Source organism: Rufibacter psychrotolerans (assembly GCF_016924645.1).
GTDB classification, from domain to species: Bacteria; Bacteroidota; Bacteroidia; order Cytophagales; family Hymenobacteraceae; genus Nibribacter; species Nibribacter psychrotolerans.
Genome location: NZ_JAFFJV010000001.1, coordinates 118433 through 142664, shown reverse-complemented (window position 1 = coordinate 142664; position 24232 = coordinate 118433). Strand labels below are relative to the sequence as shown.

At 57.3% G+C, this 24232-nt stretch carries 18 protein-coding genes; 9 read left to right on the top strand and 9 right to left on the bottom strand.

The window, feature by feature from the left end; genetic code table 11:
* Window positions 1–87: 87 nt before the first annotated feature.
* Window positions 88–390, top strand: a complete 303-nt coding sequence (locus JT718_RS00615; protein ID WP_205499736.1) for a YMGG-like glycine zipper-containing protein — start codon at window positions 88–90, stop codon at window positions 388–390.
* Between the two features lie 137 nt (window positions 391–527).
* Here the strand turns inward: JT718_RS00615 and JT718_RS00610 are convergent, their stop codons facing one another.
* Together JT718_RS00610 and lpdA are read right to left on the bottom strand one after the other, a co-directional pair.
* Complete coding sequence (locus tag JT718_RS00610; protein ID WP_205499735.1) at window positions 528–2999, bottom strand: TonB-dependent receptor domain-containing protein; 2472 nt, start codon at window positions 2997–2999, stop codon at window positions 528–530.
* 245 nt (window positions 3000–3244) lie between these two features.
* A complete protein-coding gene (gene lpdA, locus JT718_RS00605) occupies window positions 3245–4639 on the bottom strand; it encodes a dihydrolipoyl dehydrogenase (RefSeq protein WP_205499734.1) in 1395 nt (464 codons plus the stop codon).
* Between the two features lie 291 nt (window positions 4640–4930).
* Here lpdA and JT718_RS00600 point away from each other — a divergent pair, with 291 nt between their 5' ends.
* Window positions 4931–6112 carry a Gfo/Idh/MocA family protein gene (locus JT718_RS00600; protein ID WP_205499733.1) on the top strand — a complete coding sequence of 394 codons (1182 nt, stop codon included), beginning with the start codon at window positions 4931–4933 and terminating at the stop codon, window positions 6110–6112.
* Between the two features lie 118 nt (window positions 6113–6230).
* Here the strand turns inward: JT718_RS00600 and JT718_RS00595 are convergent, their stop codons facing one another.
* Window positions 6231–7127 (bottom strand): SDR family oxidoreductase, encoded by an 897-nt coding sequence (locus JT718_RS00595; RefSeq protein ID WP_205499732.1) that lies wholly within the window; start codon window positions 7125–7127, stop codon window positions 6231–6233.
* A gap of 196 nt (window positions 7128–7323) precedes the next feature.
* Here JT718_RS00595 and JT718_RS00590 point away from each other — a divergent pair, with 196 nt between their 5' ends.
* Complete coding sequence (locus JT718_RS00590) at window positions 7324–8322, top strand: phosphotransferase enzyme family protein (RefSeq protein ID WP_205499731.1); 999 nt, start codon at window positions 7324–7326, stop codon at window positions 8320–8322.
* Between the two features lie 150 nt (window positions 8323–8472).
* Window positions 8473–9681: an MFS transporter gene (locus JT718_RS00585; RefSeq protein ID WP_205499730.1), complete on the top strand. Its 1209-nt coding sequence runs from the start codon at window positions 8473–8475 to the stop codon at window positions 9679–9681.
* Window positions 9682–9784: 103 nt separating this feature from the next.
* On the opposite strand, the gene JT718_RS00580 is transcribed toward JT718_RS00585, so the two are convergent.
* On the bottom strand, window positions 9785–10396 hold the full coding sequence (locus JT718_RS00580) for a SixA phosphatase family protein (protein WP_205499729.1): 612 nt from the start codon (window positions 10394–10396) through the stop codon (window positions 9785–9787).
* A gap of 179 nt (window positions 10397–10575) precedes the next feature.
* The gene (locus JT718_RS00575) at window positions 10576–12780 is read right to left on the bottom strand and encodes a PAS domain-containing sensor histidine kinase (protein WP_205499728.1); all 2205 of its coding nucleotides are present in this window, start codon (window positions 12778–12780) and stop codon (window positions 10576–10578) included.
* Between the two features lie 328 nt (window positions 12781–13108).
* Between JT718_RS00575 and JT718_RS00570 the strand changes: the two genes are divergently transcribed.
* The 3 genes from JT718_RS00570 to JT718_RS00560 all read left to right on the top strand — a co-directional run bounded on the left by JT718_RS00570 (window position 13109) and on the right by JT718_RS00560 (window position 17680).
* On the top strand, window positions 13109–13864 hold the full coding sequence (locus tag JT718_RS00570; RefSeq protein ID WP_205499727.1) for a tetratricopeptide repeat protein: 756 nt from the start codon (window positions 13109–13111) through the stop codon (window positions 13862–13864).
* A gap of 207 nt (window positions 13865–14071) precedes the next feature.
* Entirely contained in the window at window positions 14072–14818 is a 747-nt protein-coding gene (gene fabG / locus JT718_RS00565; protein WP_205499726.1) for a 3-oxoacyl-[acyl-carrier-protein] reductase, read from the top strand.
* A 771-nt stretch (window positions 14819–15589) separates the two neighbouring features.
* Complete coding sequence (locus JT718_RS00560; protein ID WP_205499725.1) at window positions 15590–17680, top strand: VWA domain-containing protein; 2091 nt, start codon at window positions 15590–15592, stop codon at window positions 17678–17680.
* 42 nt (window positions 17681–17722) lie between these two features.
* Here JT718_RS00560 and JT718_RS00555 read toward each other — a convergent pair whose 3' ends face one another.
* Window positions 17723–17947, bottom strand: coding sequence for a hypothetical protein (locus tag JT718_RS00555; RefSeq protein WP_205499724.1), 225 nt, complete (start codon window positions 17945–17947; stop codon window positions 17723–17725).
* Between the two features lie 195 nt (window positions 17948–18142).
* Here JT718_RS00555 and JT718_RS00550 point away from each other — a divergent pair, with 195 nt between their 5' ends.
* Complete coding sequence (locus JT718_RS00550) at window positions 18143–18919, top strand: hypothetical protein (protein ID WP_205499723.1); 777 nt, start codon at window positions 18143–18145, stop codon at window positions 18917–18919.
* A 173-nt stretch (window positions 18920–19092) separates the two neighbouring features.
* Window positions 19093–19698: a pseudouridine synthase gene (locus JT718_RS00545; protein WP_205499722.1), complete on the top strand. Its 606-nt coding sequence runs from the start codon at window positions 19093–19095 to the stop codon at window positions 19696–19698.
* A gap of 182 nt (window positions 19699–19880) precedes the next feature.
* Here JT718_RS00545 and JT718_RS00540 read toward each other — a convergent pair whose 3' ends face one another.
* From JT718_RS00540 to JT718_RS00530, 3 genes are all read right to left on the bottom strand, one after another.
* Window positions 19881–21461, bottom strand: a complete 1581-nt coding sequence (locus JT718_RS00540; protein WP_205499721.1) for a calcineurin-like phosphoesterase C-terminal domain-containing protein — start codon at window positions 21459–21461, stop codon at window positions 19881–19883.
* A 164-nt stretch (window positions 21462–21625) separates the two neighbouring features.
* Window positions 21626–22333 carry an endonuclease/exonuclease/phosphatase family protein gene (locus JT718_RS00535; RefSeq protein WP_240336847.1) on the bottom strand — a complete coding sequence of 236 codons (708 nt, stop codon included), beginning with the start codon at window positions 22331–22333 and terminating at the stop codon, window positions 21626–21628.
* 138 nt (window positions 22334–22471) lie between these two features.
* Window positions 22472–24187, bottom strand: coding sequence for a RagB/SusD family nutrient uptake outer membrane protein (locus JT718_RS00530; protein WP_205499719.1), 1716 nt, complete (start codon window positions 24185–24187; stop codon window positions 22472–22474).
* Window positions 24188–24232 lie beyond the last annotated feature (45 nt).

Sequence of the window (24232 nt, the reverse complement as noted above, 5' to 3'; positions counted from 1 at the left end):
GCCCTGCGGTACAATTACATTCTTGCTTAAAGCCACATCATGGCCATTACGGCATCGTAAAATACAAAACCATCAACAGAGAAAACCATGAAAAATCTGAAGATAGCGTTGACCATGCTTTGCTCAGTAGTTGTGCTGGGCAGTAGCGTGCCTTACGAGGCGCAGGCCCAGGAAGTGAAGAAAGAGAAGAAAGGCTGGAGCAAGAAAGCCAAAGGGGCCGTGCTTGGGGGAGCCGGTGGGGCCGCAGCGGGAGCCGTGATTGGCGGCACGAAGGGTGCCGTGATTGGGGCCGCCGCTGGGACGGTGGCCGGTGGGGCCATTGGCCGCAAAAAGGATAAAAAGAAAGACCCCAAACGCTACCGGCAGTACGCTAACAAGTACAAAGACTAACCTTTATTACCTTTAAGTCAGCTAAAAAGGCCACCTCTCGCGTGAGAAGGTGGCCTTTTTCTTTGGTTGGTGTTAAGTACAGGCCGGAGCCTGGGTTTTAGGGCTTTTTTCCTGAAAAGGGCCCTGAAACAGTAGGCTTAGTACTGGCCGCCCTCGCGCTCGGGCCCGGCGGGTAGGTCATTCTCTCTCTCGTTTTTGTCTTCGCGCTGGGCGTTGGTTTTGCCAAACCGGAAGCTGAAGCCCACAAACACCAGTTGGCTCTGCGGCTTGTAACGGCTGCGTTCCTCCAGCTGGCCCTCAATAAAGGTGTAGGAGTTGAAGCGCATGGTGTTGAACAGGTCCTGCACCCGCAGGATGATATTGCCCCGGCCGCCCAGAATCTCCTTGCGGGCACTCAGGCTGGTGACAAAGAACGAGGAGCGCTCCCCCTGCAAAGTCACCATGGGTGACCGGTAGTTCAATGACAGCTGCACCTCCGTTTTATGCGGCAGGGTGAAGTTAGAATTGAGGCGGCTGGTCCAGCTGAACCGGCTGTTGGTGGCCAGGCCCTGCTCAGAGGCGTCAATCTTGTAGTTAAAGCCCGAGGCATTGGCATTGAGGCGCCACCAGGGAGTCAGGTCAGCCGAGCCGGTCAGCTCCAGTCCGTACGACTCGCCCGAGGCAATGTTGGCGAAGGTAGACAGCGTGGCGTTCTGCCCTTCCTCGTTCACAAAAGGCGTCCTGATGGTCTGTACCACGTCGGTCATTTTGCGGTAGAAAACCCCGGCCGTAAGGGTGGTATGGTCCCAGAAACGCAGGTAATTCACCTCATAGGAGTCAATGAACTCGGGGGTAAGGTTAGGATTTCCCTGCCGCAGGTTCAGGGAGTCTGAAATATCCAGGAACGGATTCAGTTGTCGGGTCCAGGGCCGGTCAATGCGACGGCTGTAGCTGGTCTGCACCTTCTGCTCCTCAGAGAAATCATAGGTCAGGAACAGGCTGGGAAACAGGTTCAGGTAACTGGGTTTGTTGCGCTGGTTCTGCGTCACCTGGTTGATGACCAGATTGGTCTGCTCCAGCCGGGCCCCTACCTGGTAGCTGAATTTATTGAGGGCGTTGCCGTAGTTCCCGTACACAGCGTGCACCCATTCATCATAGACAAAGTGGTTGGTGCGGCCAATGCTGTTTACAAAGCGGCCGGCGGAGTTGTCAAAATCAAGGGCCTGTACATTGGCATCATTGCGCTCAAAGGTGCTGCGGTAACCCGCCTCCCATTTGCCTTTCTCGCTGAACGGATGCACGTAATCTACCTGCAAAGAGAACTCCCGCTCTTTCTCCAGCACGTTGTTTTTCTGCCAGGAGTTACGTCCGGCCAAAGCCACTCCCTCGGGATTGAAGTAAGTCTGGCGGAAATCATCGGCTCCGTTTTCCTCTTCCAGGTTGAACACCGCATCGGCGGTCAGCTCCCGACCCGGGCGGTCAAAGGTCTTGCGGTAGCCCAGGGTGTATTCAAAGAGGTTGCTGGTTTCATCGCCCACGGTGCTTCTGGTAGAGGTGCTGTTCAGGTTGCGGTTTTCCTCCAGGAACCGGTAATTGGTAATGCCCTGGTTGTCGCGGTAGCCGTAGCGGTACAGCACCGATCCCGTAATGCTTTGGTCATCGGTGAGCTGGTAATCGGCCCCGAAACGCACGTTGTGGTTGCCGCGGCTATTGATGTTGTCAGATTCCTGCTCCTGAAAGGAGGTGGTGTCGCGGCCGGCCTGGGTGGTAAAGTAGTTGGTGCGGAACTGGCTTCCGGTGCCTTTTCGCTTATCCTGCCGGAAATCATAATTGGAGAACAGGTTCAGCTTGCCGAAGCGGTAGTTGAGGTTGAGCGAGGTGTTGTAGCGCCCGCCCCAGCTGGCGTTGGCCGAAGCCATGCCGTTGAGGCCGCGCTGTTTCTCCTTTTTCAGGATGATGTTGAGCACGCCGCCCGTGCCGCTGGGGTCGTATTTAGACGATGGGTTAGTAATCACCTCTACCCGCTCAATGGTACTGGCCGGAATCTGGTCCAGGCCCAGGCCGCTCAGGGCCGAGGGTTTGCCGTCAATGAGAATGGTGATGTTGGAGGTGCCGCGCATGCTCACGGTGCCTTCCTGGTCTACCGTTACCGAGGGCACGTTCTGCATCACGTCTACGGCTGTGCCGCCCACCGTGGAAAGGTCCTGGCCCACGTTGTACACCCGCCGGTCTAACCCGTACTCTACCTGCGCTCGCCGGCCCACCACTTCCACGGCCCGCAACTGCTGGCTCGCCGACCGGAAAGCCACCACGCCCAGGTCCACGTTCGGCTTGGCCGCCGTCACCTGAATGTTGGGCACCACGCGGGTGGCGTAGCCCACAAAGGAAACCTTCAGGTGATAACGGCCCACAGAAACGGGAGCCAGCACAAAGGAGCCGTCGGCGTTGACCAGGGCACTGGCCACAATGGCAGAATCGGTACCGGCCAGCAGTGCGGCCGTGGCGAACCCTACCGGCTGTTTGGTGGTAGCGTCTTGCAGCTTGCCCGTGATTTTGCCCTGCCCCAGGGCAGAGCCAACGTGGAAGACAGAAAAGCAGGCAACGAGTAAGAATAAGAGAATATGTTTCATGCAGTTAGGGTAATGTACGCGTACTCAGATGTAGATATTTTTATAAACGGCCCGCCGGGGCTTTGGTGTCAGACTGACGTGAATTGGTTAGAGTCTCTTTAGGGGCAAAGGTTTAACCAGTACCGGCAGTTTTCTTAGAACAGGCAACAGGCGGTTCTGTTTTAGAGCTTTTTTCCGGAAAAACGGCCTAAAACAAAAAGGCCCGGGCAGAGCCCAGGCCTTTCTAATGTATGTTGACGTAATGACTACAAGTGGATCACCTCGCCGTAGGCGGCAGCGGCGGCCTCCATCACGGCTTCAGACAAGGTGGGGTGCGGGTGCACAGACTTAATGATCTCGTGGCCGGTGGTCTCCAGTTTACGGGCCACCACTACCTCGGCAATCATCTCGGTTACGTTGGCGCCAATCATGTGCGCGCCCAGGAACTCGCCGTATTTGGCGTCAAAGATCACTTTCACAAAGCCGTCTTTGTTTCCGCCGGCGCTGGCTTTGCCTGAGGCCGAGAACGGGAACTTGCCCACTTTGATCTCGCGGCCCAGCTCGCGGCACTCTTTCTCAGTGTAGCCCACCGACGCGATCTCCGGGAAGCAGTAGGTACACCCCGGGATGTTCTTGTAATCCAGCGGCTCTGGATGGTGACCGGCAATGGCCTCCACGCAGATGATGCCTTCGGCCGAGGCCACGTGCGCCAGGGCCGGACCTTTCACAATGTCCCCGATGGCGTACACGCCCGGCACGTTGGTACGGTAGAAATCATCGGTGATTACGCGGCCGCGCTCTACGGCCACGCCCAGCTCTTCCAGGCCCAGGTTCTCCAGGTTGGTCTGGATGCCCACCGCCGACAGCACCACGTCGGCCTCTACTGTTACTTCGCCTTTGGCCGTCTTGATGGTCACCACGCAGCCTTCGCCGGAGGTGTCTACAGACAGTACTTCTGAGCTGGTCATCACGTTGATGCCCGCTTTCTTAAACGATTTCTCCAGTTGCTTGGAAACCTCCTCGTCCTCTACCGGCACAATGTTGGGCAGGAACTCCACCACGGTTACCTCGGTGCCCATGGCGTTATAGAAGTAGGCGAACTCAATGCCGATGGCACCGGAACCTACCACCACCAGTTTCTTGGGCTGCTGCTCCAGCACCATGGCCTGGCGGTACCCGATGATCTTCTTGCCGTCAATGGGCAGGTTGGGCAGTTCGCGGGAACGCGCGCCGGTGGCCAGAATAATGTGGGCCGCCTCGTAGATTTCGGCTTTGCCGTCCTCCGAAGTCACCTCTAATTGGCCTGGGGCTTTCAGTTTGCCGTAACCGGCGATATGGTCAATCTTGTTTTTGCGGAACAGGAACTGGATGCCTTTGCTCATGCCCTGGGCCACGCCCCGGCTGCGGGCTACCACTGCCCCAAAGTCAGCGCTGGCCTCGGCTACGTTAATGCCGTAGTCTTTGGCATGCTGAATGTACTCAAACACTTGAGCGCTCTTAAGCAGCGCCTTGGTAGGGATACAGCCCCAGTTCAGGCAGATACCGCCTAACTCAGCTTTCTCTACCACGCCTACTTTCATACCCAATTGCGATGCGCGGATGGCAGCCACGTACCCACCCGGGCCGCTACCTACCACTATCAAATCATATTTTGATGCCATGTGTCTGGATGTAAGGTTATGTATGGGCAAAGCTACATCATAATCGGGCTTTTGCCAAGTGTATCCAAAATAAGCCGTTTGAGGCCTGTTTTGGCCCAAACAGCCCCAAAACGCCGTTGGTTTCCCAATCAGTGCCGTTCTGCCAAACCGCTAAAAGCCTGCTGCCCGGCGCGGGGGCAACGCTGCGGTTTCTTACGGTTTCCTGGCGTATCTTGTATTTCAGGCCGGGCCCGGGCCGCAACTATTTTCAGGTCAATCACATATACCCCATACCACTTAGCCCCTTGCCCCATGAAGAAAAACCAACCCCGCTTTCTCCCAGACCGAAGAAGCTTTTTAAAAGGCTTTTCCCTGGTCCTTGGCTCCACGGCTTTTGGCTTTCCTTTTTTCTCGTTCGGCTCCTGCCAGAAAGGCGGCGGCTCGGGCACCCCTGCTGAAAACCCCGGTGCCCCGGGCGGCCAGGGCACCGCCAAAAAACTGGGCATCGCCCTGGTTGGACTGGGCAACTATTCTGAGAACCAGCTGGCCCCGGCCCTGCAGGAAACCCAGCACTGCTACCTGGCGGGCATTGTGACGGGCACGCCCTCTAAAATAGACCGCTGGAAGGCCAGGTACAACCTGCCCGACAAGAACATCTACAACTACCAGAACTTTGACCAGATCGCTAACAACCCCGACATTGACGTGGTGTACATTGTCTTGCCCAACTCCATGCACGCCGAGTACACCATCAGGGCGGCCCGCGCGAAAAAGCACGTGATCTGTGAGAAGCCCATGGCCACCACCGTGGAAGACGCCCAGCGCATGCTGGAGGCCTGCCGCCAAAACAACGTACACCTGTCCATTGGGTACCGCCTGCACTTTGAGCCGTTCAACAAGCGCGTGATGGAACTGGGCCAGAAGCAGGTGTTCGGCAAGGTGCAAAGCATTGAGGCCAGGAACGGCTTTGACATTACCCGGTCTAACCCCAACGTCTGGCGCCTGGACAAGGAACTGGCCGGGGGCGGTCCGCTCATGGACATGGGCATCTACTGCGTGCAGGGCGCCTGCTACACCCTGGGCAAACCCCCGGTGGCGGTGACCGCCCGCTTTGGCGAGGTAACCCATAAAGACTACTTTGACGAGGTGGAACAGTCCATCTCCTGGCAGATGGAATTTGCCGATGGCGTGATTGCCCACTGCAGTACCAGTTACGCCGAGAACCAAAGCCTACTGGCCGGCAAAGCCGAGAAAGGTTGGTGGCGCGTGGAGCCGGCCTTCTGGTATTCGGGCAAAAAGGGAGAAACCAGCCAAGGCAAAATGGATTTACCCGAGGTCTATGAGCAGGTGCTGCAGATGGATGCCCAGGCCCTCAGCTTCAAAAACAACCAAACGTCCATTGTGCCCGGCGAAATGGGTCTGCGCGACGTAAAAATCCTGCTGGCCATCTATGAATCGGCGCGCAACAACGGCAAGCGGGTGCCTATTTCCTAAAGAATGGCTTAGAGCCGATGCCCGCGCTGGAGTCATCAACCCCGTAAAAACGATTCGGGCCTGTTTTCCAGAAAACAGGCCCGAATCGCATTCCTGACTTATGACTTAGAACTCAGCACTAAATGGTAGGCGTGCCACCGGTTACCTGCACGGTAGAGCCCGTCATGTAGCTGGAGCCCTCAGAGGCCAGCAGCACATAGATCGCCGACAGCTCCACCGGTTGGCCCGGCCGTTTCATGGGAGTGTCTTTCCCGAAGGATTTTACTGCCTCTTCTTTCATAGTGGCCGGGATGAGCGGGGTCCAGATAGGGCCCGGAGCCACGCAGTTCACCCTGATGCCTTTGTCGGCCAGGATCTGCCCCAGGTTGGCGGTGAAGTTCTGGATAGCGCCTTTGGTGGCGGCGTAAGGCAACAGCATAGGCGAGGGTTTGTAGGCGTTCACCGAGGTGGTGTTGATGATGGTGCTACCCGGCTTCATGTGCGGCTCGGCGGCTTTGCACAGGTAGAACATGGCGTACACGTTGGTCTTGAACGTCTTGTCAAACTCCTCGCTGGAAATCTCCTGCATAGACTCCCGCGCCATCTGGAACGCCGCATTGTTCACCAGTATATCAATCTGCCCGAACTCGTCCACCGCGCGTTGCACAATGGCTTTGCAGTGGTTTTCGTCACAGATGTCGCCGGGCACCAGCACGGCTTTGCGACCGGCCTGTTCCACCCATTTGGCGGTGTCGCGGGCGTCTTCCTCTTCGTTGAGGTAAGAGATCAGCACATCGGCCCCTTCACGGGCAAACGCAATGGCCGCCGCTTTCCCAATGCCCGAGTCGCCGCCGGTGATGATGGCTTTGCGGCCCACCAGTTTACCAGAGCCTTTGTAGCTCTCCTCGCCATGGTCTGGCTTTATGTTCATTTCTGACTCTTCGCCGGGCTCACTCTGCGTGGACTCGTTGAACGGCGGTTGGTCAAACTTTTCCTGCGGGTCCTGCTGCTTGTTCGGATCTGAGGTTGAATTCATAGTTCTAAATTGCTTGTAGTGATGGATTTGTTACCTCCATTTTAGAACGAGAGGATTCCCAAAGGGTTAAGAAAACTCACCGGCGGCGCCTGGCTCACCTGCCGATAGAAACGCTCCTCTTTTGCGGGCTTCTGGCTTCGGCACAGCCTTTCCGGGAGCTTGGGACTATTACTCTCTTAATACCTATCTTGCCCCTATGCCGTCTGTTTTCCCTACCTCCTACTCTACCTTTGATTCCTCCGCGCTGGCCTCGTTTCTGGCAGGCACCTATGGGCTGGGGCCAGCCACCTGCCAATTGCTACTGCGCGGCGTGGGTGACACCTACCTGGTGCAGACGGCCGGAGACCGATTTATCCTGCGGGTGTACCGCGCCACCCACCGCTCGCTGCCACAGATAGAGGCCGAAACCACGCTGCTGCTGGCCCTGCAGGAGGCAGGCGTGCCGGTTTCTTACCCCCTTGCCGATCTAAACGGGAAAGTGATCCAGGCCCTGCCGGCGGCCGAGGGCACCCGCCACGCCGTGCTGTTCACGTACGCGCCCGGCCAGTCGGTGCCCCAGTTGAACCCAACGCAGTTGCGGCTCCTGGGCCAGCAGATGGCGCAGTTCCACAACGTCTCAGCCCATATAGAACTCAACGGCTCCCGCTGGACCTTTGATGTGGAAACTACCCTGGTGCAGCCCCTGGAACAGGTAAAAGCGGCCTTCACCGAGTTTCCGGAGGACTACGCCTGGCTGCAGGAGGTAGCCCGCCAGACGCAGGACCGGTTGGCCCGCCTGGACACCTCGGGGTTCTCTACCGGGTACTGCCACTTTGATCTCATGCCCAAGAACTTCCACTTTGTGGGCGACGCGCAGCTTACCTTCTTTGACTTTGACTTTTTTGGCCGCGGTTGGCTGGTGAACGACCTTATGACTTTCTGGGAGCAGCTTTGCCTGGATGTCCTTTCCAGAAGAATGACGCAGGAAGAAGCCAAGACCGCTTTTGCCACCCTGGTGGAGGCCTACCGGGCGCACCGCCCCCTGAGCGAAGAAGAACTACGGGCCATTTCCTCGCTGAGCGTGGGCTTCTGGTTCTTCTACCTGGGTTTCTACCCCACCCATGACCAGTTCACCCCGCATTTGCTGCCCCATCGGCTGCAGCAGCGGCTTCATTTGTTCCGGCGCCTACATGAATTGTTCTGGAACCGGGAGTAAGCCGTACCTTTGCGCCAGTTTTCTTCTTACCGGCGGCCCGGCCCACCAAAGCCTAGACCAACCAGAAGAAGAAACGTATACTCGCACCTGAAACGGCCGCCCCCCAGACGGATTTTCCTGTGGAAGTTGGCAGGCGGCCTTTAACCGATTATGACAGATTCTACCGCTTCCCCCACCCAACCTGAACTTACCAGGCTCAACCTTTGGGTCATGACCATTGCCACCGGTATGGTGGTGGCCAACCTCTATTACAACCAACCCCTGCTGGGCCGCATTGCCGCTACGTTCCAGGTCACCGAGGCCTCGGCGGGCAGTTTGGCCATGCTCACTCAGATTGGCTATGCCGTGGGCATGTTGTTCATTATTCCGCTGGGCGATATGCTGCGCCGGAAACGCCTGATCATGATTGACTTTGCAGCCATTATCATTGCGCTGCTGCTGGCCGGGTTTGCCGTGAACATCCAGTCCCTGATGGTGGCCAGTTTCCTGATTGGGGCTACCTCGGTGGTGCCGCAGTTGCTGGTGCCCATGGCGGCGCACCTGGCCAAGCCCGAGGCCCGGGGCCGCACCGTGGGCTTTGTGATGAGCGGCCTGCTGATTGGCATCTTGCTCTCACGCACCGTAAGCGGATTTGTAGGCGCGCATCTGGGCTGGCGGGCCATGTTTTTCATTGCCGCCGGCATGATGCTGGTGCTGTGGCTAACGCTCTACTTCCTGTTGCCCGAGGTGCACCCTAACTTCAAAGGCAGCTACAAAAACCTGATGAAATCACTGGTGCACCTGATCCGGGACCAGCCCATGCTGCGGTTAGTTTCTTTGCGCGGGGCCCTGTGCTACGCGTGCTTTGGGGCGTTCTGGACCACCCTGGTGTTCTTACTGGAAGAGCCGCCGTTCAACGCGGGCAGTGACGTGGCCGGTCTGTTCGGGTTGGTGGGCGCCGGCGGGGCCCTGGCCGCCGCCTACATGGGCCGCCTCAGCGACAAGGGCAATGCGTTCACCATTACCACCATCTCTATTGGGTTACTGGTGCTTTCCTACGTGGTGTTCGGGTTTTCCAGCCACAGCCTTATTGGGTTGGTGATAGGCGTGATCTTACTGGATTTGGGCGTGCAGGCCACCCACATCTCCAACCAGACCTTTATCTTCTCCATCTTGCCCGAGGCCCGCAACCGCTTGAACACGGTGTACATGGTCACCTATTTCATTGGGGGAGCCTCGGGAACGTTCCTCGCCAGCCAGGCCTGGCACCTCTGGAAGTGGAACGGTGTGGTAGCCATGGGGCTGCTGTTCTCGGGCCTGGCGCTGCTCCTGCACCTGCTCTTTATGCGGGCCGAAAAGAGTGCTGCTTCCCTCCCGTAAGCCTCCTAAACAAAAATCTCCCAACGAAAAACCCGTTTTGGGCCTGTATCCTAAAAAACAGGCCCCAAACGGGTTTTCTTGTGCTGGTAAGTGGGGCTCTGGCCTAATGCACGGGTGCCACCGAGGGCTTGCCGTAGGTGGCTACTTCTACCTTGGTGGGTTTGTTCTCCTGCAGGGTTACCTTGAAGAGGTAATCATAATGGTGGTCGGCAATCTCGGGGAAGGGCTTGGTGCCGCCCAGGGCTTCCAGCAAGGGCAAAACCGTGTTGGAATGGCCCGCCACCACCACCGTTTTGCCGGCGTACTCCTGCCTGATCTTTTGCGCCAGGGCCTGGCCGTTGCGGGCATCGTAGGGGTGAATCTCCAGGTTGGTGGCCTCGGCCAAGGGCTGCAGGGTCTGGCGGGTGCGGCGGTACGGGGTGGCAAACAGGGCAGCTGGGCGTTTCTTGCCCAACTTGGCTTTGAGCGCCTGCGCCCGCTCCTGCCCAGCCGGAGACAGCTCGGGGTCCTCGGCCATGGCGGCACTAGACATCATGGTCTGGGCCGAGGCCTTTTCGGCGTGCCGCACCAGGTAAACAACGGTCTTGCCGGGTCCCTTGCGCTCTGTGCCTTCCCAGGCGGGCGGCGTTACTGAATTTTTGCTTTTCGCCATTACCGCCGCCACCAACAGGAGGCAGCAGCCAAGCAGGACAAGGAAGGATTTGGGCAGGTTCATGGATTGAGCAGCTTAGGTCTGGGAATAAGATACTGCCCCTTAGGAGGCTCTCCAAATGTAGCAGGTTTCGGGCAAAAGCCTAGCAGTACACAAAAATCTGGCAGTGCCTCCCGGTTTTTCTCTCGCACGCCCTAATATGACCGTCCCTTTTCGCAGTCTTTTTACAAAAACCGGTCGGTTTAGAACGCCTGGCAGACGGCTCCGTTGGGCAACCTGATCTCAAAGCGGGTACCCTCGCCTACCGTACTCTGCACCAAAATCTCTCCTCCAATATTCTCCACAATGCGCTTTACAATGTAGAGGCCTACCCCAGAGCCTTCCACGTGCTGGTGCACCCGCTTGAACATGCCAAAGATCTGGTCCAGGTGGCGTTCTTCTATGCCCAGGCCGTTGTCCTCTACCGTGAGCAGCACGCCGTTGTCGCCGTAGAGGCGGGTGCTGATTTTTACCTCCGGGGTGCGGGTGGGGTGGTGGTATTTGATGGCGTTGGTGAGCAGGTTGTACAGCACGCTGCGCAGGTTTTTACGGGAGAAGCACAGGCTGGAAACCTCGGGGAAATGAGTCTTGATCCGGGCCTTGTATTTAGCGATCAGCTCAGCGTTCTCCAGGGTAAACTCATCTACCAGTTCCCCAATCTCTACCTGCTCATGCGGTTTGTCTACCTGTTTCTGCACCTTGGAGATCTCGGTGAGTTCGTTAATGGTGGTTCTGAACCGCACAATGGATTTCTCCATCATTTCCAGCAGGGGCTCCACCGCCCCAGGCTCCTGCACCAGATCCCTGAGCTCATCCTGCAGGGCAGCCACCAGCCCCTCCAGGTTAGCGATGGGCGCTTTGAGGTCATGCGAGGCGGCGTAGATGAAATTGTCCAGGTCGGCGTTGGTGCGCTCCAGTTCCGCGTTCTTCTGGCTCAGCTCTGTGTTCATGGCCTGCAGCTCCTGCTGGGTGCTGGCCAGCCGCTCAATGAGCAACTTCTGCTCGTGGATGTCGGTGGCCGTGCCGAACCATTTCAAGATCTGGTCTTCCTGGTTGCGCAGCGCGATGGCCCTGGCCAGGTACCACCGGTAGTTGCCCGTCCACTGCCGCACCCTGAACTCAATCTCGTAATCCTGGCCGGTCTGGAGGGAGTGGGCCCAGGCCGCTTCCGCCCGGGATCTGTCATCTGGGTGCAGTGAATTGACCCACGCCTCCCCCAGCACCTCGTCTTTGCCCATGCCGGTGTAGTCGCGCCAGTTGCCGTTCACGTAGTCCAGTTCCCCGGCCGGGGTGGCGGTAAAGGCAATCTGCGGCATGGCAGACAGCAGGGTCTGCATGCGGGTGGCCGAGTCCAAGAGTTCCTGCTGGTTCTTCTTCTCCTCGGTGATGTTCCGGACCTCGATCACGGTGGAAATGGGCACGCCGTGGTCGTCAAAGATGGGGCTGGCGGCGCACAGCACGGGAAAGTACGTGCCGTCTTTGTGGATGAACACGTCTTCGTGCGCCCGCACGTCAAAGTTCTGGGGCAGGGCGCGGTCAATGGGACATTCTTCCAGCGGGTAGAACGTACCGTCTGGCCGGTGGTGGTGGATCATGTAGTGCAGCGGCTGCTGCCTGATCTCCTCAAAGGTGTAGCCCACCATTTCCACGGCGGCCGGGTTCATGAAAGTACAGTACCCGGTGGCATCCATCATGAAGAGCGCCCCGGTGGCGTTGTCGGTGATGGTTTTGGTGAGGTAGTGCTGTTTCTCCAGTTCGGCGGTACGCTCCGTGATTTTGTTCTCCAGCTGGGTGTTCAAGGTCCTGAGCGCGGTGTTGGAGGCTTGCAGTTCGCGTTCCAGGGCTTTGCGCTCGGCCAGCACGTGCTCCCACTCAATGGCGGTGCCTGCCAGGTCGGCGGCCGTTTCCAGCAACTGCAGCTCGTCTTCGGTGGGCCGGCGGGCCGCCTTGTAGTACAGGGCGAAGGTGCCCAGCACGGTGTCATCCTGGGCCGAGACAATGGGCTGGGACCAGCAGGCCTGCAGGCCATGCGCCAGCGCTTCCTGCAAATTGGCCCACCGGGGGTCTTCGGCAATACTTTCCACCACAATGCGTTTTTTGGAGAAAGCCGCCGCGCCGCAGGAACCCACCATGGGCCCTACCATGACCCCGTCAATGGCTTTGGCGTAGGCCGGGGGCAGGCTGGGGGCGCTCAGGTGCCGGAGTTGGTTGGTAGCGGGGTCCAGCAACAGCACCGAGGCCAGCACGTCTGGGAAAGCCGCCTCCAGGGTGAGAATGATGGCATCTACCACCTCAAACAAAGAGGCACCGGCCATGAGCTTTTGCCGCACCTGCCGCTGGGCAGACGTGAAGACAGAGAAGGCGGAAGAGGTATTCAAGGAAGTAGACAACGCATCTGGTAAGGGCATCAAGGCACGGGTATTGCTAGGTTGGATAACTCAAAACAGGACTACCCAGAAAAAGGCACTCCTATTACTTATTTGTGGCCAAAAAGTTTCATTTTTTTTACCCGTTCAAAAGCATGCACATCCTTTTGCTTCTTCCCTGCTCCTGGGCGGGGCTGCCCGCAGGCAAAACCCGCCTGCAAACTGTTCACCTACAAGCCTTTTAACCTACCAGCCGTGTTTTTATGAGCTGCCGCCGAGTTTTCCTTTCGGCCTCAACCCTGCCGCGGGGCGGGGCATGAGCAGGCCCGCAAAATATATGCACCTATAACTATATTCTACTAAATTCAGTATGAAGCAGGAGTTAGACTTACCTATGCAACCGTTCAACCCAACCCAAACCGGGGTACGATTTTACCTCTTTTCACTGGTGCTCCTGCTGCTGGCGGGCAGCTGTAAAACCGCCAAGACCCACTACAAAGAAGGCATGGAGCGGGCCAGCAAGAGCGATTTCATTGGGGCCGTGCGCGAGTACGACGCCGCCATAGCCAAAAAGCCCGACGATGGCAGCCTCTACCGCCTGCGTGGCGTGGCCAAGTACGAGATGGACGATTTCAACGGCGCCTACGCCGATTTCACGCAAGCCATCACCTTGGAGCCCACCGATGCCGAGTCGTACAAGTTCCGGGGCGACATCAAGCAGAACCGGGGCCAGTACCGCGAGTCCATCGCCGATTACAACCAGGCCATCCAGCACCAGCCCAGCTACGCCAAGGCCTACAACAACCGGGGCCTCAATCGGGCCCGCCTCAAAGACCTGAAAGGCGCCGAGCAGGATTTCAGCCAGGCCATTGCCCTGCAGGAAGACTACTCAGTGGCGTACCTCAACCGTGCCAACCTCAGGATGCGGCAGAAAAAATATCCCCAGGCCATGGAAGACTATGACAAAGCCATTTCCCACGACGCCAGTCTGGTGCAGGCCTACTATAACCGGGGCGTGCTGCACCACACCCTCAAAAACCGCAAGGCCGCCTGCGCCGACTGGCAGAAGGCCTTTGAACTGGGCTCCGCCGAAGTGAATGCCCTGCTCAAGCGCTTCTGCAAGTAAGGTTGGCCGGACCCGCCTATTCCTGCCTTTCCGCCCCCTTTCTTCCGCCGCCGTTTTGGGGCCCTTTTCCGCAAAAAGGCTTCAAAACGGCGGCGGCTTTTTGAAAACCTGGGTCGGGCTCTTTGGCTCCCGTTGGCAATTAGTATATTTGGCCCCCAGAAACCGGGGCACGCCTCTTACGCAGCGGGCGCCCTTTAACGAAGCATTATGAAATTACTGGAAGGAAAGATTGCCTTGGTTACCGGCGCCTCTAAGGGCATTGGCCGGGCCATTGCGAAGAAGTATGCCGAAATGGGCGCCCATGTAGCCTTTACCTACCTCTCCAGCGTGGAGAAAGGCCAGGCACTGGAGCATGAGCTGGCCGAGTACGGCATTCAGGCCAAAGGCTACCGCTCAGACGCCTCAGACTTTGCCCAGGCCGAGCAGCTGGTGGAAAACGTGGTGAAAGACTTCGGGAAGCTGGACGTGCTGGTGAACAACGCGGGCATCACCAAAGACGGCCTGCTCATGCGCATGAACGAGGAGCAGTGGGACGCCGTGATCAACACCAACCTGAAATCGGTATTCAACTTAACCAAAGCGGCCACCAAGCACATGATGCGCGCCAAGAGCGGCTCTATCATTAACATGACCTCTGTGGTGGGCATCAAAGGCAACGCCGGGCAGGCCAACTACGCCGCCTCCAAAGCGGGCATCATTGGGTTCACCAAATCAGTGGCGCTGGAACTGGGTTCAAGAAACATCCGCAGCAACGCCATCGCCCCGGGCTTCATTGAGACCGACATGACCGATGAACTGGACGCCAACGTGGTAGCCGAGTGGCGCAAAGCCATTCCGCTCAAGCGCGGCGGCCAACCCGAAGACGTGGCCAACGCCGCCGTGTTCCTGGCCTCAGACCTGTCGGCCTACGTTACCGGCCAAACCCTGCAGGTAGACGGCGGCATGCTCACCTAGTTTCAATTAAGAATTGGGAATTAAGAATTAGGAATTAAGAATTGGGAATTGCCCTTCCTGGAAAGCCGATGTTGGTATAAACTGACATCGGCTTTTTTCATTTTGGCACGAGAAGTCGCTGGTAGTTCCTAACAAATCAGGGCTGCGGCTACCGGTTGGTTGAGGGTGTTGTTTTGCGGCAATTTTCGTTAAAACAGCCATAAAACAGTAAGCTTGTGTCTACTGCTTTGTAAGCCTATGCCTGCTGCCTTCCAAAGCGCTTTGGGGTTTCACATTTTGAGTGCCGCAGCGATCTGGGTTTGTCATTTGTTTTTTGATTTTGATGCTGGTATTTGTGGCTGAGCAGGCTCCACTACCGGCTTTGTCCCTCGCTCGCCTCCGGCGAGTGTGCGCTATGGGGCGGCCTCAGGCCGCGTTGCGGGAGTTTTGATTGCAGTGTCCCCAGCGGCGAGACGCCGCCCAATCACTCACACTCGCCGGAGGCGAGCGAGGGGTAAAAAAGTAACAAGCCCTTGCTCCTTTGGTAGTATGAAAGCCCTACCTGCTCAAGACTTGAAAGGCTTTCAAACTCCGTGCGTCAAAGCAGGCGAGCGACAAACCTTTCTCCCCTTTCAGGCTTATTTCAAGGAAAAGGGGCTGAAAACGTGGTATAGGCAATAACCTGCGGGGCGGACTAGTTTAGAAATAAAGCGGTTAAGCGGGGCGGTACCGCTTGACTTAAGCCTACTTCTTTTATCTTGCTGCTTGATCCTGTGACTTAACTCACCGCTTGTGCAATCACTCCAACTTCATACTGCGTACTCGCCCTGGCTGGCCTTGCTGTGTCTGGCCGCAGGAATTGGCGTTTCCTGGTTTATGTACCGCAGGGGCGGTCCCTGGCCCACGGGGCTGCGCTGGCTCCTGGCGGCGCTGCGGGCTCTGCTGGTGGCCTTGGTGTGCTTTCTGCTGCTGGAGCCGTACACCCGCCGCATTAAGCAGGAAGAGGTGAAACCCAAAGTGGTGCTGGCCCTGGACAACTCGCAGTCGGTGGGGCTGTTCACGGGCAAAGACGCGCTAGACCGCACCCTTCGCGAACTGGACCAACTGGCCGAGCGCCTGGCCCAAAAAGACATTGAGGTGGTGCGGCACTCGTTCCAGGCCGGTGATACCCTGCTTGGTTCCTTAGCCGATGCTTCCTTCAGGGCTCCCATTACCAACCTGCATGGCCTTCTGGAGAAAGGGGACCGGGCCTTCCGCACCCAGAACCTGGCGGCCACCATCCTGATCTCAGACGGCATTCACAACCAAGGCCCTACTCCCACATTCCAAACCTACGCCGCTCCCATTTACCCCCTGGCCCTGGGCGACACCGTGCCCAAACGCGATGTGGTGCTGGAGGAGGTGCAGTATAACAAGATCAACTATACCGGCACGTCTTTCCCCATCCTGGCCCGGGTGCGGCACAATGGATTCAGGGGCAGCAGCGTAACCGTATTACTGCAGGAAAACGGCAGAACCGTGCAGCGGAAGACGGTGGCCCTGCCCCGCAACGGCGGCTCCCTGGAGACCACGTTCCAGGTCACGGCGGCCCAGCCGGGCAAGAAACATTATGAAGTGCTGGTGCAACCCTTAACCGGCGAGTTCACCAACCTCAACAACCGGCGCCACGCTTACCTGGAGGTGATCAAAGGCAAACTGAAGGTGCTGGTGGCCGCCGCGGCTCCGCACCCCGACATCAAAGCCCTGCGCAGCGCCCTGCTCACCAACCCGCTCCTGGACGTGGAAGTGGTGCTGGGTCCTTTCCAGAGCCCTTCGTTCAAAACGCCCTATGACGCCGCCGTGCTGCACCAGATCCCCAACCTGGCCGGCCTGGGTACCGACTGGCTCCGTCGGCTGCGGGCTGCCAGGGTGCCTACCTTCTACATCCTGGGTGCCCAGTCAGACTACAACGCCTTCAACGCGCTGCAGGCCGGCGTGCAGCTGGGCCGCCCTTCGGTGCAGTATGATGAGGTGCAACCGGTACTCAACCAAACTTTCCGGCGTTTCTCTACCGAGCCTATTGCCCAAACTCGCATCCGGACCTGGCCTCCCACCGCCGTTACCTTCGGGGACTGGAGCGTGGGGGCCGGGGCAGAAGTGGTCCTGTACCAGCAGGTGGGCCCCGTGCGCACCACCAAACCGCTCCTGCTCTACAAAGCCACTTCCGCCGCGCCCACGGCGGTCCTGCTCACCGATGGCAGCTGGCAGTGGCGCCTCACCGAGGCCGCAGACCACGGCAACTCGCAGATTTATGATGAGCTGATGACGCACATGGTTCAACTGCTGGCCAACCGGCGCAACCAGAAGCGGCTGCACGTGTACCCGGTGAAGGATGAGTTTGAAGTGTCTGAAGGCGTGGCCCTGCAGGCCGATGTCTTCAATGCCGTGCAGGAAGAAATCTTCGGACAGGACATTGCCCTCACCCTCACCCACGAGGGTGGCAGGCAAACCCGTCACCGGTTCCGCCACGAACAAGGGGGCGAAGGCCTGCGCCTGGGCAACTTACCGGCCGGCGTGTACCGCTACGCCGCCTCGGCGCGGGTAGAAAACCAGAACTACACCGACAATGGGGAGTTTGTGGTACAGGAGCAAAACCTGGAATCGCTGCTGGCCGTGGCCGACCATGACCTGCTTCACCAATTGGCACAGCGCTCTGAGACCCGCCTGTACTACCCCACCCAACTGGCGCAGCTGGAACAGGATCTGCTCAAAGCCAATTTTAAGACCGTGCTGCGCAGCCAGGAAGAAGAGAAAGACCTGATTGAGCAGCCGTGGTTCTATTTCCTGCTGCTGGCCTTGGCCTGTAGTGAATGGGCCCTGCGCCGCTTCTTCGGTACGCTGTAATCAAAAAGGCCGCCCCAAACAGGCGGCCTTTTTGATTACAGCTTATGGGCCGGTAGTGGCGGCGGCAGCCGAGGAATCAACCTGGGGCGCCATGGTGTCGGCGCGGTTATCGGCGGCGCCGGTTTCATAGTCCTGGGCCCGCACCGAGGGGTCCCGGTCTTCGGTGGCTGTGGGGGCTACCTCGGCTTCTTTGGGTTTAGGGCCAGAGTTGCAGCCTACCAGGAACAGCAGTTGTAAAGCGGCTCCGTATGCTAATACCTTTTTCATAGTGTTGCCTGTTAGTGGGTTTGGGGTCTTGGCAATTGCGTTTAGACCAGCGGGGAAGAAATGCTCCCCCTCACCTTGGTCATGCTTTTTATACGCAGGAAAAAGCCTTACGGCTCTGCCGCCCAAACCCAGCCTGGTTCCGGCTCTGTTTCTGAGCCGTTTTTGGTACCTTGCCCCAAAACAGCGGTGCGCCTCATGCCCCAGACCTACCCCTTACTACCAGTGATGCGGCATCTGATCTTCGGAATGCTTGCTCTTCTTGGGCCAGGCTGCGACCAGCCAGCCAATGTGGCCGGTACCCCCGCCAAGCCGGCCGCCATTGCGCAGCCGCCTGCCGCACGTGACTCTGCGCAGCCCCACCCCCACTTCAGGATAGAGCAAGCCACCTCGGCCCAATTTGACGCGGCCAAAAGCCGGTTCAACGACCCGTTCCGGCAAGACACCCTCCTCATCCGGAAGAAGCAAGGCGTTCTCCGGATTCCTACCCGCCGGTTGGCGCAGCCCTACGTGGTATTCACCGACACCCTGGTGGGCACAGATGAGGTAGACGCCAGGGAGTTCCGATACGCCGGGCAATACCCCACCATTGGGCACTACCTGGTCACGGGTGCCTTCTGGGAACACTATGAAGGCTACCTGATCAACCAAGCCACCGGTACGGTGACCACCACCTGGTCTGACCCGGTGCTGTCCCCCGGCCAGCGGTACCTGGCCAATTTGTCTTTGCCGTACGGACTGGAGGGCGTACCCAACGGCGTGCAGGTGTGGCAGGTAACGCCATCGGCCCAAGGCGATGGGTCGTTTACCGTGCGGAAGTTCCTGGAGCTGGACCAACAGGTCTGGGCACCCCGCGACTTTGTCTGGGAATCTGACCACGCCATCTTGCTGCAGGTAACGCCCGTGGAATTCATGGCCGCCGAAAACGGAATGCCCAGCAATACCTTCCAGTACCTGCGGCTCAGGCTTCGGTGAAACCGGCCGGGCGCACCAGGTGCCGGGAACGCACAAAAGGCAAAACCGTTTCGGGCCTGTTTTGGCAAAATGGGGTTAAAAACGGGACCAGGGCACGATTAGCCCTCTGCGGTCAGATTAGCCCAAGCCACCGTAAAGCCGTACCTTTGTCCTCTCCACAATCCCTAACGCCCGTGCATTACCTTCTCCTCAACAAGCCGTTTGAAGTCCTCACCCAGTTCACCGATGAAACGGGCCGCCGCACCTTGAAAGACTATGTGCAAGTGCCCAACGTATACCCGGTGGGCCGCCTGGACTATGACAGCGAAGGCCTGGTCCTGCTCACCGACGACAAACAACTGCAGCACCGCCTCTCAGACCCTAAGTTCAAGGTGGAGAAAACCTATTGGGTGCAGGTGGAAGGCGTACCCACTGATGAAGCCTTGGACCAATTAGAACGGGGCGTAGTCATCCAGGGCAAGAAGACCGCCCCGGCCAAAGCCAGGCTCCTGGAAGATGTTGCCTTTTGGGAGCGCTCCAGGCCCATCCGGTTCCGGGCCAACATTCCCACCACTTGGGTGGAAATCAAAATCAGCCAGGGCATGAACCGCCAGGTGCGCAAGATGACCGCGGCCGTAGGGTTTCCCACGCTTCGGTTGGTACGGGTAGCCATTGGCCCGCTGCAACTAGGAGATTTGCAGCCGGGTGAGTTCAGGCCGCTTACCCCTGCCGAAGTGAGCAAACTACAGGCCCTTGCCAAGCCCAAGGCTTCTTACCAGCCCCGGTTCCGCAGGCGGTAAACCATAGAAGCCATTCCCCGGCTTTGGTCCATTTCCGCCCTGGCGCGGGAGTTCTCTGTATGTAAGTAACTCGTACGACGTAACTGATAGCACGCCCCCCATTCACAGTACTGGGTTCAGAGCGGGCAGAAGATTACCTGCCTGCCCTGAACCCAGTTTCTGGTTCCGTGAAAGAAGTTGACCTACTGAACCTGTTTGGGTTCTTCAATGCGGTAGCGGCCTTTTTGGGTAAAGGTGCGGCCAAACATGTCCGTGGCTTTTACTTCAATGGCATGCTCCCCCACGCTCAGGTTGGTAGGAATATTGCCCCTCCACAGGTGCTGGCTTTTGGCTGGGTTAGAGGGTCTCCGCCCGGGCATCAGTTCCTCGGCAAGGTCCCATTCGTGCAGCTTGTGCAGGAAGGCCGGATCATAGTCGCTTTGAAAAGCCATGGGTTTCCAGGGGCCGTCATCTACCCGGTATAAGACCGTGTCCCGCTCGCTTCCCATGAAGAAATTGACGAAAACACCGGCCGAGGTATTCCTCCCCCTGGCCACCACCTTGGGCAGGAACAGATCCATCTGGTATTCCTTGGGTTGGTTGGCTACTTTGTAGTCAATGGTGTATTGGCTGCCTTTGAAATGGAGGAAAGCGTAGCCCTTGGGCGTGCCATCGCGCATGGTAGACTCAGGCACTCCGTTCTGGTCCAGCTTGCCCGAGTACCAGTCTCCGGAGGTGGTGCCTGCGTTGTAATGGTGGTGTGGTTTATCCTGGTGCCAGCCTTCCGCCTTGGAAAAGAAATCCTGCTTCTGCAAGTGCGTGTGCGCTGAGAGGGAAAGCGTATGCGGATGGTCTTTGAGCAAGTCAAAGAGACGTTGCCGATCCTCGTCACGGAAAGCATCCCCATCGGGCTCGCTGAGCGGGATGTGAAAGGCTAGCACCACCAGATGGTCTTTGGGCACCAGTTTCAGGTCATTCTCCACAAAATCCAGCTGGTCTTTCCGGAACCCGCCCCAGTAGCTTTTGCCGTCTCTGGGGTCTGGGTACAACACATCGTCCAATACAATGAAGTGTACCTTGCCGTAGTTGAAGGCGTAGTTGGCCGGGCCAAAGTGCGCCTCGTAGGTTTCGTCAGCCAATGAATCGGCTTTGGCATCAAAGTTAATGTCGTGGTTGCCCATGAGGTTGTACCAGGGAATGCCCACCTTCTTCACGGCTTTGATGTAGGGGTTGAATAATTTAAGGTCATTGCCCACCAGATCACCCAGGCTTAACCCGAAGGGTACATTCTTGATGCCCTCTACCTCGGCCACAATGCCGCGGGCAAAGAAATCCACTTCCTGCTCTGTATAGGGCTGCGGATCGCCGAAGAGCAACATCGTGAACTCATCGCCTTCCTGGGCCGGAGCAAGCGCAAAGTCCACGGATTTAGGGAGCGGTCCGGTGGGGGCCACGCCTTTGAACTTGAGGGCTGGGGAACCCTGTGGTTTGTGGATGTAGTAGAACTGCGGCAGATTAGCGGAGTTGAGGCGCACGTTATAGCCGCTGGGTTTAATCACCGAGATAATGTTATCCTGCCCTACCGGCAGGGTGTACTTTCCTTTTGCATCCGTCAGGGTTACTTCGCGGCCATTGGTCACGGCTACTTTCTGGATTCCTTTTTCGCGTTTGTCTTTCCGGCCATTGCCGTTGACATCTTCATAAACGTACCCGTTTACCGTAGATTGGGCCTGTACTGCCCAGGCCATGAGCAGGCTGCCGGCTAATAGAACTGATTTTTTCATGTACTGTCTTGCTAAGCTGTTTCTCTGGAGGAATTAATATGTAGATGATGGGTGCGAACGATTGTAAAAAGCGCATGAATGGCGCGAAGCAGGTCACCGGGGCCATACGGCGTGCCAGTGTAGGAGGACAAGCGGTTATGTCTAAAAGGACCCGCCCGCCCTACTCAATTCTGGACCCGGATAACAGCTACCACCGGCAGGTGATCAGAGGCATACGTCTCTGGAACAACCGTATGGCTGCTCACTAAGAACTTGCCCGCCGGGTGCCTGTACGCGATAAAATCAATGGCTTTGGTTGGTTTCAGGACCGGAATGGTGGGGGCGCACTGCTGGCAGGTACGGGTAAAGGCTTGGTCCAGCAGATTGACGGTGCCAGAGCCAGGAGTGGCGTTGAAATCACCGGCCAGCAGAAACGGGAGCGGTTCCCCTGAGGCGATTTTCACAATTTCCCTTATCTGGAGTTCCCGGTTTACGGAGTCTCTTTGGGCATCTAGGTGGGTACTGCCAAACCGAAGGCTGGTTCCGTCTGGCAGCGTCACCTTGGCGGTGGCCAACACCCGCGGTTCACCTTTGGTCTCAGCCTTGGTAGGCAGCCGGTGAACCACTGTCTCAGACAAAGGATACCTGGACAGGAGGGCTACCCCGTACTCGCCGCCCTGGTGGTCTATCGCTTTGCCAAAGAAAAAATGCATGCCCAGCCTTTTGGCAATCTCTTCTGCCTGGTGTACGTTCCCGGACCGCTCTGTGCGCACATCTACCTCCTGCAGCGCCACTAAATCTGGCTTTTGCTTCCGTATGGTGTTCACAATAGCCGCCAAGTCTATCACCTCTGGTTTAGAGGGAGGATTACAGTGGTGAATGTTGTACGCCATCACCGTTAGCGAGGAAGCATTCTGCGCTACAGGAGTAGGCCCTGGCTCAGGGCCCAAGGACCTGGAGGTATTAGCACAGGAAGCCGCCCAAAGGGTGACTCCTGTTAACAAATAAAGAAGGAACGATCTCATAGATTATTACCAGCCCGGGTTCTGCCCCAGGTTAGGGTTTTGCTGTAATTGGGTGAAAGGAACGGGCCAGAGGTAATTCTTAGCCGGATCAAACCTTCTGCCGGTGTTAATGATCAGGTATCCGTTCTCATCTGTAGGGTAGCCGGCAACGTACGACTGGGCCCAGCTTGGGATCAGGCTCTTTTTCACTCCTTTTACATCCTGGGCCAGAAGGTCTCCCTGCTTCCAGCGCAAGATATCAAAATACCTTTGTCCTTCCCGGGCCAGTTCCACCCTGCGCTCTCTCCTAATCTCTTCGCGTAGGTCTAACCCATTAGCGGCTAGTTCGTCCATGTTCATGTGCACCATGCCCACGCGGTCCCGCAGTTTATTAATGGTGATATCCAAGTCCTGCTGAGTCAGTTTGCCTTGCTCTAAGCGGGCTTCGGCATACGTCAACAGAACTTCGGCATAACGGAGCAGGTGAATGTCATTGTCATCTTTGTTATAGGTAGCCACCGCACCCGGATCTACATACTTTATAAAATAAAATCCGGTACCCGTCACGCTGCCCTTCTTATCAGCGTTGAATTTAGGAAGATTGAAAACGGCATTGGGTTTATCGTCCTGGTCTCCGTCGTCTTTCCCACCCCATGGAGTCCCCGGCGTGAGGATGGTCTGAGTCATGCGAGGATCCCGGTTCTTGAAGATGTCTTCGTAGGTAGCTTCGCTGTAAAGGGGTGACTTCTGGATAGGCAGACCATCACTGGCCAGGTAGGCATCTACCAACGACTTGGTTGGGCTAAAACGGGAGGTCTGGTCAGGCACAAGCGTTTCCCGGCTCATGTTGTGCATGGAAACGTTCTCCAGGAATAACCTCGCCAAAATTGTCTCTTTGTTCTTACCGGCGGCCAGTTTACCGGCATCGGTAAACAGTTGCTGGTAACTGGTGGCAGGATCTCCGTTGGAGTACAGTTGGTATACCCCCAGGTCCATCACAGCCTTTGCGGCGGCTTCTGCTACCTCATAACGGCCGTAGAACAAAGCAACTCTGGCTTTCCAGCCCAGGGCGGCTCCTTTGGTGATTCTACCCAAATTGGCCGAGTTATAAGTTGCCGGTAATCCCTGGGCGGCTTTGTCCAGCTCCTCCAATATAAAATCAACTATCTCTGCCCGCGGTGTTCTTGAACCATAAATCTCAGGGTCACCTATGTTCAGGGTTTTGGTAATCAGGGGCACATCCCCAAAGAAGAAAGAAAGGTAGCTATAGAGGAAAGCCCGCATGAAGCGAACCTCCCCCACAAACTGGTTCAGGACTTCGGGACTAACGGTTCCTTCGGCCTTTGAGTAGTTCTCCAGGAAATGGTTGCAGCGCCGGATGCCATCAAACTGCGCCGTCCACTCGCTGTTGAGGGTACCCACGGTAAAATCAAAGTTACCGCTGGAGATAGACTGATAGTCTGAACGGGGCGGGTAAATGGTATTGTCTGCCAGGTTCTCCATATCGGCGAAGTTCTTGCCTTTCAGGGAAGCGTAGACCCCGTTCACAGCTTGCCTCAGCTGCTCCTCGGTTTCCCAGAAGGTGACGTCTGTGATGGCATCAATGGGCTGCCGCTCCAGAAAATCTTCGTCACAACTGCTCAGGGAAAATCCAAAAACGATAGGTATTGCGAGAGATGCACATCTAAGGGAAACCTGCCTCAACGTTGCTTTACGCAGGTTAAAAATGCTCAATTGTTTCATGATGACTAATACTATTCAGGTCTTTTAAAGAAGATGCCAGGCATC

Excerpts from the sequence above, each read along its gene's own strand:
- JT718_RS00615 (WP_205499736.1), top strand. The coding sequence starts at position 88 with ATGAAAAATCTGAAGATAGCGTTGACCATGCTTTGCTCAGTAGTTGTG.
- JT718_RS00610 (WP_205499735.1), bottom strand. The coding sequence starts at position 2,999 with ATGAAACATATTCTCTTATTCTTACTCGTTGCCTGCTTTTCTGTCTTC.
- lpdA (WP_205499734.1), bottom strand. The coding sequence starts at position 4,639 with ATGGCATCAAAATATGATTTGATAGTGGTAGGTAGCGGCCCGGGTGGG.
- JT718_RS00600 (WP_205499733.1), top strand. The coding sequence starts at position 4,931 with ATGAAGAAAAACCAACCCCGCTTTCTCCCAGACCGAAGAAGCTTTTTA.
- JT718_RS00595 (WP_205499732.1), bottom strand. The coding sequence starts at position 7,127 with ATGAATTCAACCTCAGATCCGAACAAGCAGCAGGACCCGCAGGAAAAG.
- JT718_RS00590 (WP_205499731.1), top strand. The coding sequence starts at position 7,324 with ATGCCGTCTGTTTTCCCTACCTCCTACTCTACCTTTGATTCCTCCGCG.
- JT718_RS00585 (WP_205499730.1), top strand. The coding sequence starts at position 8,473 with ATGACAGATTCTACCGCTTCCCCCACCCAACCTGAACTTACCAGGCTC.
- JT718_RS00580 (WP_205499729.1), bottom strand. The coding sequence starts at position 10,396 with ATGAACCTGCCCAAATCCTTCCTTGTCCTGCTTGGCTGCTGCCTCCTG.
- JT718_RS00575 (WP_205499728.1), bottom strand. The coding sequence starts at position 12,780 with ATGCCCTTACCAGATGCGTTGTCTACTTCCTTGAATACCTCTTCCGCC.
- JT718_RS00570 (WP_205499727.1), top strand. The coding sequence starts at position 13,109 with ATGAAGCAGGAGTTAGACTTACCTATGCAACCGTTCAACCCAACCCAA.
- fabG (WP_205499726.1), top strand. The coding sequence starts at position 14,072 with ATGAAATTACTGGAAGGAAAGATTGCCTTGGTTACCGGCGCCTCTAAG.
- JT718_RS00555 (WP_205499724.1), bottom strand. The coding sequence starts at position 17,947 with ATGAAAAAGGTATTAGCATACGGAGCCGCTTTACAACTGCTGTTCCTG.
- JT718_RS00550 (WP_205499723.1), top strand. The coding sequence starts at position 18,143 with ATGCCCCAGACCTACCCCTTACTACCAGTGATGCGGCATCTGATCTTC.
- JT718_RS00540 (WP_205499721.1), bottom strand. The coding sequence starts at position 21,461 with ATGAAAAAATCAGTTCTATTAGCCGGCAGCCTGCTCATGGCCTGGGCA.
- JT718_RS00535 (WP_240336847.1), bottom strand. The coding sequence starts at position 22,333 with ATGGCGTACAACATTCACCACTGTAATCCTCCCTCTAAACCAGAGGTG.
- JT718_RS00530 (WP_205499719.1), bottom strand. The coding sequence starts at position 24,187 with ATGAAACAATTGAGCATTTTTAACCTGCGTAAAGCAACGTTGAGGCAG.